The organism is Neorhizobium sp. T25_13 (assembly GCF_002968675.1).
Taxonomy (GTDB): Bacteria; Pseudomonadota; Alphaproteobacteria; order Rhizobiales; family Rhizobiaceae; genus Neorhizobium; species Neorhizobium tomejilense.
Map to the genome: position 1 here is coordinate 265,221 of NZ_PVBI01000008.1, position 9,737 is coordinate 274,957.

7 protein-coding genes are annotated in these 9,737 nt (G+C 59.7%); 1 reads left to right on the forward strand and 6 read right to left on the reverse strand.

Translation table 11 applies throughout. The features are described from left to right. Positions 1-97 precede the first annotated feature (97 nt). The gene (locus C5J22_RS20385; RefSeq protein ID WP_105439770.1) at positions 98-1,159 is read right to left on the reverse strand and encodes an aldo/keto reductase; all 1,062 of its coding nucleotides are present in this window, start codon (positions 1,157-1,159) and stop codon (positions 98-100) included. Between the two features lie 189 nt (positions 1,160-1,348). Then, on the reverse strand, positions 1,349-2,503 hold the full coding sequence (locus C5J22_RS20390) for an ABC transporter substrate-binding protein (RefSeq protein WP_105439698.1): 1,155 nt from the start codon (positions 2,501-2,503) through the stop codon (positions 1,349-1,351). A 442-nt stretch (positions 2,504-2,945) separates the two neighbouring features. On the opposite strand from C5J22_RS20390, the gene C5J22_RS20395 reads away from it, so the two are divergent. Beyond that, positions 2,946-3,743, forward strand: a complete 798-nt coding sequence (locus C5J22_RS20395) for a transglutaminase-like cysteine peptidase (protein WP_105439771.1) — start codon at positions 2,946-2,948, stop codon at positions 3,741-3,743. Positions 3,744-3,784: 41 nt separating this feature from the next. Here C5J22_RS20395 and C5J22_RS20400 read toward each other — a convergent pair whose 3' ends face one another. Genes C5J22_RS20400 through C5J22_RS20415 form a run of 4 tightly spaced genes read right to left on the reverse strand, consistent with a single transcriptional unit; the run spans position 3,785 to position 9,348 of the window. After that, the gene (locus C5J22_RS20400; protein WP_233954151.1) at positions 3,785-4,414 is read right to left on the reverse strand and encodes a ribbon-helix-helix domain-containing protein; all 630 of its coding nucleotides are present in this window, start codon (positions 4,412-4,414) and stop codon (positions 3,785-3,787) included. Positions 4,415-4,444: 30 nt separating this feature from the next. After that, positions 4,445-5,695, reverse strand: a complete 1,251-nt coding sequence (locus C5J22_RS20405) for an HlyD family type I secretion periplasmic adaptor subunit (RefSeq protein WP_105439772.1) — start codon at positions 5,693-5,695, stop codon at positions 4,445-4,447. A gap of 38 nt (positions 5,696-5,733) precedes the next feature. Further along, positions 5,734-7,890, reverse strand: coding sequence for a type I secretion system permease/ATPase (locus C5J22_RS20410; protein ID WP_105439699.1), 2,157 nt, complete (start codon positions 7,888-7,890; stop codon positions 5,734-5,736). Between the two features lie 18 nt (positions 7,891-7,908). After that, positions 7,909-9,348, reverse strand: coding sequence for a TolC family outer membrane protein (locus tag C5J22_RS20415; protein ID WP_205837208.1), 1,440 nt, complete (start codon positions 9,346-9,348; stop codon positions 7,909-7,911). Positions 9,349-9,737 lie beyond the last annotated feature (389 nt).

The window sequence follows — 9,737 nt, forward strand, 5'->3', positions numbered from 1 at the left end:
CATTCGGATGAGGCCGGGGAATTCTCGGCTTCCGATATCGAGCGCTGATGCTTGAGTTATGGAGCGCTAAACCCAGGTTCCTGATCGCCCGTATCGGCTAGGCGACGCTTTGCGAGCGCGTCAGCGGAGCAATCGACGCCGATCTACCTGCCGAACGGGCAACGCGGCCCTCGACCGGGTGAGCCGGATCGGTGAAGCCGGGCGTCGACGGATGGCCGGTTGCGACCAGACGATCGACCAGCGCCTCGTCCTCTGCGTCCAGCTTGACCTCGAGCGCGCGGACATAACCGTCCCAATGCTCCTCGGTGCGCGGACCGGCGATCGCCGATGTGACGAGCTGGTTGTTGAGCACCCAGGCGAGCGCGAAATCCGCAGCCGCAATTCCCTTCGCCTGCGCATGCGCGGCAATCTGCCTGGCGATCGCGATTGATTCCTCGCGGAACTCCACGTCGTGCATGCGCTTGTCGCCGCGCCCGGCGCGCGTATCGGCGGCCGGCGCCTCCCCGACATTGTACTTGCCGGTTAGGATGCCGCGCGCGAGCGGGCTGTAGGAAACTACGCCGAGACCATAAGCGGCGGCGGCCGGCAACTGCTCGGCTTCCGCCGTGCGGTTGACGATGTTGTAGAGCGGTTGGCTGGCGATCGGCCTGTCGATTCCCAGTTGGTCGGCGAGGTGGGATACCTCGGCGATACGCCAGCCGCGGAAATTCGAAACGCCGAAGTAACGCAGCTTGCCGGCCTTGATCAGATCGGCGATGGCCCGCATCGGCTCATCCAGAGGCGCATCGAAAACGGAACGGTGGAAATAGAGGATGTCGATATAATCGGTGCCCAGGTTGCGCAACGAGTTCTCGACCGTCTGGAAGACCCATTTGCGCGAATGGCCGCCCTGGTTGGGTTTGTTATTGTGGAAATTGACGAACTTCGTCGCCACAACCCAGTCGTCGCGATGAGCCTTGATGCCCCGCCCGACGACCTCCTCCGACTTGCCATCGTGGTAGACGTCGGCGGTATCGATAAAATTGATCCCCTGGTCTCGCGCCTTGTCGATGATGCGCAAGGCCACGTCGTCCGGCGTCTGGTTGCCGAACATCATGGCACCCAGTGTCAGCGGCGAAACCTTAAGGGCGCTGCGGCCCAGATAGCGATACTCAACCATGTAAAATCTCCCGGTCTTTCCGTTGGATAATATTCGGCCCGCAGTGTCCGGGAAATAGCCCACGCCCGAAAGGTCGCCGCTCACCAAAAGACAGGAGAAGCCGAACTCCTTTTTCGTCTCGACCGGCAGATTGAGGATTTGCTCCCGGATGGGCGAGAGCCGGCGTCGATACCGGTGCATCAAAACCGGTCAGAAGCTGACCGCCTTCGGCTCGATGGCCACCAGCCGGCCGCCGTCGATCTTGTAAAGGCCGATCTTGCGCTCCGCCATTCCGCTCGGCGTGAAACGGAACAGGCCCGTAACGCCTCGAAACCCCGTCTTCGTCGTCAGCGCTTCCGGCGTCAGCGCCGTCGCACCTTTGCCTCTGACAATGCCGGCAGCGACCGCGATACTGTCGTAACCCTCCGCGGCATAGACCGAGAGCGAACGCTTGTTAAAGCGGCGATATCGCTCTCCGATCAACATCGAGGCGTCCGGATCAGCCGCTGCGATGATGACATTGGCGGCAGCCGGATCGGCATAAAGCTCTATTGGCCAGTGGCTGGTTCCGACCACGGCCAGTTTGCCGAAAGACGCCCTGACACCCTTGAGGATGGTTCCGACCGCCGGCGAGTCCCCCATCAGCACCACGGCACCCGCATCATCGAGCAGGGCCTTGTTGCGGGTAAGCAGGTCGCCAAGCGGCGCGGCTGGATCATAACGGACCACGCCGATCAGCGCGCCGCCGGCCTGGCCGACCGCGGATCTCAGACGTTCCTCGTCGACCCCGGCTATGCTGCCGGGCGTCAGAACGACAACTCTCTTGTGGCCGGCGGCGATGACCGGGCGCACGCCCCGTGCAACACTCGCCACCTCGTCGAACCCGAAATTGAAGACGTTCGCGCCGGCCACGGGGCTTGAAAGATTGATCAGCGGCGGACGCTGATCGGCCGGAATGGCGGCAATCGCCGCTGTCGTCGCCTGCGGCGCGTAGCTGATCAGCAGACCGGAATTGCGCGCCCTGGCAGCGGCGAGCGCCGGAGCCACGGCAGCCGGCCCCTCCGCCACGTCGATCACCTTGATCTTCATGACGCCGGCATCGTCAAGTTCGCCGATGGCAAGTGCCGCACCGTCACGTATGTCACGCGCAGCACCCTCATAGGTGCCGTTCGGCGCCTTGGTGAGAAGCACGGTGACTTCCGTCGAGCCGCGCCCGAATGTTTCCTCGACCACGGATGGCGGCGGCTTCAGCGCCTTGTCGTCGAGAACCTTGTCGGCAACCGACGAGGACTCGCATCCGGACAGGATGGCGACGGCCAACAGACCCAGCAGCGACATGCGTATCGGACGCAGGCGCGTCGTCATTCGGAAGGCCTTATGAGCAATGTCGGCGATATCTGAAGGGTAAAAAAACGAACGTCCTTGGGGCATTTCCTGGACCACTCTGCGGCCTTCTTGGTTGTGGCAACGCCATGCTATCCCAGACAAAAATCATTAACAAGCACCCTCGCGTAAATATAAAATTTTATACGTTTTATCTCAAATAACTTATTTATAGATTATCTATCTTCAAAAACCAGAAATTCAGCAGCGTTTGTTAGCATCTCTCTATCAAGGGAGATAAAAAATGGCGAATAAGAAGAATACCCTGAAAGTCGTAATCGCTACAGCTCTCGCATTACCATTCATTGCTTCCACTGCCATCTCTGCTCCAATCGCAAACCAACAGTTTTCGGCCAATACTGGAGCCGGTGTAGCGGTTGTCGGAACTCATATCCTGGAATATCTTCCGACGCCGTTCTCCATCATGGCTTCGCTTGCGTTCCGGAACGTACAGGTTGCCGCAGCATTTCAGACATTCAGCCAGCTCGGCTCGACGATCGCTCTGCCCGCGGCGAGACCTGCGAATGTAATCGAGGTCGCAATCAAGCCGACCGACCTGTCTCCATCCAAGCGCGTAGAGCCGACAGCGCCCAACGGCGCGGTGTTCGATACGGTCGCCATCCCCTTCAAGCGCCTTGCCGCCTTGAAGAAGCTCGCGCCCGCCCTCGAAGAAATGGAAAGCGGCACCGCGGTGAAATGCAACGGCAAGGGCTGCAGCCCGGCCTTCGCCGCCATCCAGCTCGTCGGTCTCAACACGTCGCAATCGTCGATCCGCGACAAGCTCAACGCCGTCAATGCCGCGGTGAACCAGTCCATTCGCTACCGCACCGACCAGGACGCCTACAAGGTTACCGACCGTTGGAGCACGCCCCGGGAAACGCTGAGCCAGCAGCAGGGCGACTGCGAAGATTTCGCGATCCTCAAAATGGCGGCACTTCGCGCGGAAGGCATCGACCCCGACCAGATGTCGATCGTCGTCCTGTTCGACCAGAAGCGGCACTTCTACCACGCCGTTCTTTCGGTCGAAGCCGGCGGCAAGTTCTTCATCCTCGACAACATGCGCAACCAGGTTCTCCTGGATACGCAGCTTCCCGACTACATGCCGCTCTATTCGATCAAGGGCGGCAAGGGCTTCCTGCACGGTTCTCGCCGCAAGGACCAGAAGGTCGCGATGGCAACGCCGCTGGAAAAAATTGCGCCAGGCGAAGGTGTAAATTTCTAAGCTTTTCTGGGCCGGGATGCGATGCGCTCCGGCCCTGGACGTCAATAACGGGAAATATATCCGATCAGCATCGGCTTCTCGTGTGCCGGGGCAAGGGCCAGATTGATCTGCCCCTTGATGACCTGTCTGGCGCAGGAAATGGTGAAACCGGTATTCAGGGTCTTGCCGCGATTCATCTGCAGCGTATCCATTGCGTCTTCGATCTGCGTGTCGATCGAGAACTTCAGGGTCTTCATCAGCTGCGACGTATCCTCCCCCACCAACCGCTGCCGAAGCATGACAAGAAACGGTTCGTTGAAGAACTGCAGCCGCTTCTCACGCGTCAACACGACGGTCGGGGACGGCGATGCCTGAACCAGCGCACCGAGATTTTCGAGCGACGAGACTTCCTCGACCGTCGCCAGCCGTCCAAGCGCCCATTTGAGGCTGAGGACACGCAGCAGCGAGGTGAGATTGCCTCCCTCCGGCATCTGCGCCGCGGTATACTGAACCAGATCGCCGGTGGTTATCTTGCCTGCCGCCGACATGCGGCTGAGGCCTTCCCAATAGATTTTCTCGAGCCTGATACCACGGCGCTCGCCATTGCGCGCCACGACCGCGCGAAAACGCGGCTCGACTTCTTCCTTGTCGATGATCGGCAGCGGATCGCCCGCAGGTTCGATGCCGGACATTGAAAGCGCACCTGATTTCATTGGAGGGCTCTACCGTTCGGTAAGCGCATCGGAACGCGCCCGATTGATAGGCTTCATGAGATAGCTGAGGACTGTCTTGCGACCCGTCATGATTTCGGCGGACGCAATCATGCCAGGAATGATCGGATAGAGCTTGCCGTTGCGTTCCAGCTCGGACTTGTTGGTCTTGACCTGGACGAGGTAGTAGGTCTCGCCCTTTTCCTTCTCAACGATACTGTCGGCTGAAACGTTGGTCACTTCGCCGTCGAGCCCGCCGAAGATCGCGAAATCATAGGCCGTGATCTTAACGATGGCCGGCTGTCCGCGGCGGACGAACGCCACATCGCGCGGTGATATGCGGGCTTCGATCAGCAGCGTGTCGGCCGTCGGAACGATGCCGGCAACCACACGGCCCGGATCCACATAGGCGCCGATCGTATTGACTTCCAAGGTGTTGACGATGCCGTCGACCGGCGAGCGAATATCAGTGCGCTTGACGCGGTCCGAAGCGCCGCGGATCGTTTCATCGATGACGGAGAGCTCCGCGAGGGCCTGCGCCTTGTCGGTCAGGGCCTGCTGGCGGATAGCCAGCGAAATTTCCCCCACCTGGAGCTTTGCTTCTTCGACCGCACCACGAAGGCGTATCAGGCTTTCCTGATAGACCTTGAGCTGGCCTTGCTGGTCCGTAAGCTGGCTTTCGATCGTCAGAAGCTGTGTCTGCGAGACCAGTCCTTTTTTGGCCAGGGGGCCGTAAAGATCGCGCTGCCGCGTCGAGGCGGCGATATTCTGTTCAAGCCGATCGATGTTGGCATTGGCTTCGCTGAGTTCGTTCTGCCGCTGCTTCATGCGCTCCTGAAGCACATCGAACTTGTTCTTGTAACTGGCCTTGTTGGCCTGGAACAGCCGATCTTCGTTGTCGCAGACGGTCTTGGCGACCGCCAGGACATCGGCCGGACATACGAATGGCTGGTCGTATTCGCCTTTTTCTTCCATCTGCAGGCGCGCGATCTTGGCGCCGAGCGCCCTCGCCTTGGCAACGGATTCGCCGAGCGTGGATTCGGTTGTCGTATTGTTCAGCTGGACGATCAAATCCCCCTTGCGGACAACCTGGCCGACCTGAACAGCTATGTCCTGGACGACACCGGCTTCGGAAGACTGGATGATCTGCGTCTTGGAAACAGGAATGACCTTGCCTTCGCCGCGGGCGATCTCGTCGATCTCCGCAAGCGCTGCCCAGGCGAGGAACGTCGCCATGCAGGCCGCCACCAGGCCGACCAGCATGCGGGCGAAGAACGGGGGATTGTCGTGAACGCCTCTGCTCACGCCTTTGCTCCCTTGCGCTGCATCGCCTCGAGCACGGCCGCCTTCGGCCCGTCGGCAACGATGCGGCCCTTGTCGATCACCACCAGCCGGTCGCACAGTTCCAGCATGCTGAAACGATGGGTGGCGATCAGCAGCGTCGTCTCGCGGCTGAATGCGGTCGAGAGCTTGGCGAGGAGATGGCGCTCGCTTGCAAGGTCCATGGCGCCTGACGGTTCGTCGAGGAAAACGATCTTGGGCTTGGTCAGGAGCAGGCGAGCAATCGCCAGAGCCTGTTTCTGGCCGCTGGAAAGGTTGCTGCCGCGTTCGCCGACCGGCATGTCGAAACCACGCGGATGGTTGGAAACGAACTCGTCGACGCCGGTCATGCGCGACACATGCAGCAATTCCTCGTCCGTCGCATCGGCGCGGCCGATCAGCAGGTTTTCCTTTACCGTCCCCGAGAACAGATCGGACGATTGTCCGGCGACCGCGACCGCCGAGCGGACTTCCGACATGTGATACTGGCGGATATCGACGCCGTCGATCAGCAGGCGACCATCGGACGGCAGGAAAAGGCCGTCGAGCAGGCGGCCGAGCGTCGTCTTGCCCGAGCCGATGCGGCCGATGATCCCGACCCGCTCGCCAGGAGCGACGGTCAGCGAAAGCTGGTTGATGACCTTGTAGTCAGATCCAGGATACTGAAAGGAGACGTTCTGGAAGCTGAAGCCGCCCCGCTTGATCTCGCGGTTCACGAAACCCACCGTGGAGGGACGGTCCTCCGGCTGTTCCATGATCTTGTCGAGGATCTTGAGCGACGTCATCGCCTGCCGGAAACGGGCAAGCGCCATGGCGATCTGGCCAAGCGGCGCCCCCGCGCGGCCTGCCAGCATGACGGTCGCGATGATCGCGCCCATTGCCAGATGGCCTTCGGAAAACTCGTAAGTGCCGGCAATCACGATCAGGACGCTGACCATCTGCTGGACAAGATTGGTGAGGTTTACGGCATTCGAGGAAACATGCTTGATTTCCTCGCTGGTGCGGCTCGAGAGCTTCATCAGTTCCTGCCAGCGACGCAGCATGCCTGCTTCGGCGCGGAGGCTCTTCACCGTCTCGATGGTCGAGATCGTCTCGACCAGCAGCGCCTGACGACGCGATGCTTCGTTGGTGGCGGCCGCCATGCGGTGGCCGATCTTGGCCTGGGCATGCAGGCCGATCAGCACGGACAGCACCAGCGCCACGGCCGGGATCACCACAAGCCAGCCTGAAAGCATGTAGATCACGATCAGGAAGATGAACACGAACGCGGTGTCGATCAGCAGGCCGACCGTGTTGGACGTGAAGAACTCACGGACGAATTCGTATTGCGTGACGCGGTTGGCATATTCGCCCGTCGACAGCGGGCGAGACGCCAGCGTCGAATTCAGCACTTTGTCGAAGATCATCTGGGAAAGACGCAGATCCGCGTTACGCCCGGCATGATCGATGAGCGCGGCGCGGGCGGTCTTCAAGAGGAAATCGAACGTGTAGGCAAGCGTGATGCCGATCGCGAGCACCCAGAGCGTCGGAAACGCCTTGTTGGGAAGCACGCGGTCATAGACGTTCATCGTAAACAGCGGCGAGCCGAGCGCGATCAGGTTGATGAACAGCGCGGCCATGATGACGCGCATATAGGTGCGCCAATAGGGAACCAGCGCCCGCAACAACCAGTGCCGGCGCTCGATTTCTCCGGCCGCGCCGACCGAGGCAGTGTCGGACGCGTTCTGATAATAGAGCGTGAAGGCAAAACCGAAGCTCGGCTTCAGCGCCACGAGCTCCTGACGCGTCAGCTTGACCGGATTTCCCGACGCCGGGACCAGATCCGTGATGTAGTTTCCATCGGCATCGGTCTCCAGCAGCGGCAGGACGCCGCCGTTCTCGAAGACGACGATGGCGGGGCAATCGAAATTGCCCTCGCGACACTCGCGCTCGCCGTGACGGATGACTTCCAGCCCGATGCGCTGCGCCAGATGTTCGACATCGTCCAGTTCAAGAGATTCGGAAATCTCATCCGGCAATCCGGAAAACAGGACGATGTCTGACGTCGGGCGCCCGTAAAAGCTCGCAACAGACCTGAATGCAGTTTTAAATGTCCGAAACGGCGTCGTGTCTGCGTGGTCGAGCTTTACGTTGAGCATTTGGTCCTTGCCAATCCGTTACTGTCGGATCGGCGCCAGGAGATCCATGGGCATGCCAGCCTTTTGACGGGAGTCAACTTCGACATAGCCAGGATTCGTGACGCCACCCGGGACAGCAAACTCATTCCGGGCATACGCCTCAGCCTGACCGACGGGCTTCAGCTTCATCGACTGAAGCAGGCTGCCCGATGCGGCCAGGATCTTGTATTCGGCGAAAAGCGAAGCAAATCGTGCGGTTTCCGCAAGAATGCTGGTGTTGAAACGGGTGTTCTGGGCATCCAGCACGTCGAGAAGCGAACGCTGATTGACCTTGAACTGCTCGCGATACGAGGAAACGAGGCTGCCGTTCGTCGAGGACTGGCGCGCCAGGATCGTCGACAACTCGCCGCGGCCGCTGCGCTCGTTCCATGCGGAGCGGATGGATTCTTCAACTTCGCGATGGGCCTGCGCCAGACCGTAACGCTGCTCGCTGGCGCGACGGATCTGCTCCTGCTCGCGCGCCTGGTCGATACCGCCGCGATAGAGGTTCCAGCGGGCGGTGACGCCGACCTGGACATCGTTGGTATTGCCCTGGTTGCCATCGATGTCGTTGCCGACACGTGCGCTACCCTGAAGATCGACCTTCGGGAGATAATTGGCGCGCGAACCGCGCACACCGGCATCAGCCGCATCGACATCGGCATCGGCCGCGTGAATCTGCGGGCTGTTCTTCTTGGCGATGAAGATCGTATCGTTGAGCGTCTTCGGGATGAACTTTGCGAGCGATACCGGGACCTTGACCGGACCGATCGGCTCCCCGACCGTCTTCAGGAAGCGGATCTTCGTCAGTTCCAGCTCTTCCTGGGCTTCGCGCAACCGGGCCCGCGCCGCCTCGAGGCGCTCACGGCCCTGCAGACGGTCGGCGTCGGTCAAGGCACCGCCCTGGATGCTGGCGCCGATATCGCCGAGAATCTGGTTGTGGGCCGCGACGTTCTGCTGGGCGATGCCGACGATCTTGGACTGCAGGATATACTCAAGATAATCTTGAGTGACCTGAAGAGCCAGCGACTCGGACCGCTCAACAACACGGAAGGAAGCGCCATCAACGCGCGATGCCTGCTGCTCCACCTGGGAGCGGCGGCTGCCGCCGTCAAACAACGTTTGAGTAATAGTCAGGCTCGTATCTGAACCTTTGAAGTTTTCGTAGTCGCGGGTCAGCGTTCCGGTACTGCTGTTGGACAGTCTACGGCGGCTTACACCTGCCTGCAAATCTATGGAGGGAAGATAAAGACCCCGCGCCTGCCGCAGCTCGAACTCGACCGCCTCACGGTTTTCTACCGCCTGCATGATTTGCGGATTGGTTTTGAGAGTCTTTGCTACCGCCTCATCGAGCGTCATCGCGTTGGCAGGTGCGTTAAACACAACTCCCAAGGCTACAGTCGCCAACAGCGTTGCTAAAATTCTTGTGCTCTTAAACAATCGGAAGCCCCTCGCCGATTAAAATCCCATCTCGGCATTCATATACTGCGGCGATTTCGTTGGGAAGTATTATCATTTCTAATTCAGCGGCCCAAGCCTGCTTCCGATATTCATCGTTCTAGGGTTAATTACCAAATGGAAACCATCCATCCATTTGTTTTTTAACAAAAAATTCACAAAGCCAACTGATTGGACGCAAAAGTAGATAATTTCGCCTGTCTCCCCAGGCGTATACATTTACCTCTTGTGTAGCCGCCGAGACACATGGAGAACCGCTCTTCCCGGTGTGGGGATACACGCGTTCCACGCCTGCCAATTGTATAAATTCAGAACAGTCCTTGATTGTTCAAATTCTTTTTCAAGACTTTACTTAAACAAGAAAAGGCGCT

What these genes read in the sequence shown, in the direction of transcription:
- C5J22_RS20385 (WP_105439770.1), bottom strand. Translation starts at nt 1,159, where the DNA reads ATGGTTGAGTATCGCTATCTGGGCCGCAGCGCCCTTAAGGTTTCGCCG.
- C5J22_RS20390 (WP_105439698.1), bottom strand. Translation starts at nt 2,503, where the DNA reads ATGACGACGCGCCTGCGTCCGATACGCATGTCGCTGCTGGGTCTGTTG.
- C5J22_RS20395 (WP_105439771.1), top strand. Translation starts at nt 2,946, where the DNA reads ATGGCTTCGCTTGCGTTCCGGAACGTACAGGTTGCCGCAGCATTTCAG.
- C5J22_RS20400 (WP_233954151.1), bottom strand. Translation starts at nt 4,414, where the DNA reads ATGTCCGGCATCGAACCTGCGGGCGATCCGCTGCCGATCATCGACAAG.
- C5J22_RS20405 (WP_105439772.1), bottom strand. Translation starts at nt 5,695, where the DNA reads ATGCTGGTCGGCCTGGTGGCGGCCTGCATGGCGACGTTCCTCGCCTGG.
- C5J22_RS20410 (WP_105439699.1), bottom strand. Translation starts at nt 7,890, where the DNA reads ATGCTCAACGTAAAGCTCGACCACGCAGACACGACGCCGTTTCGGACA.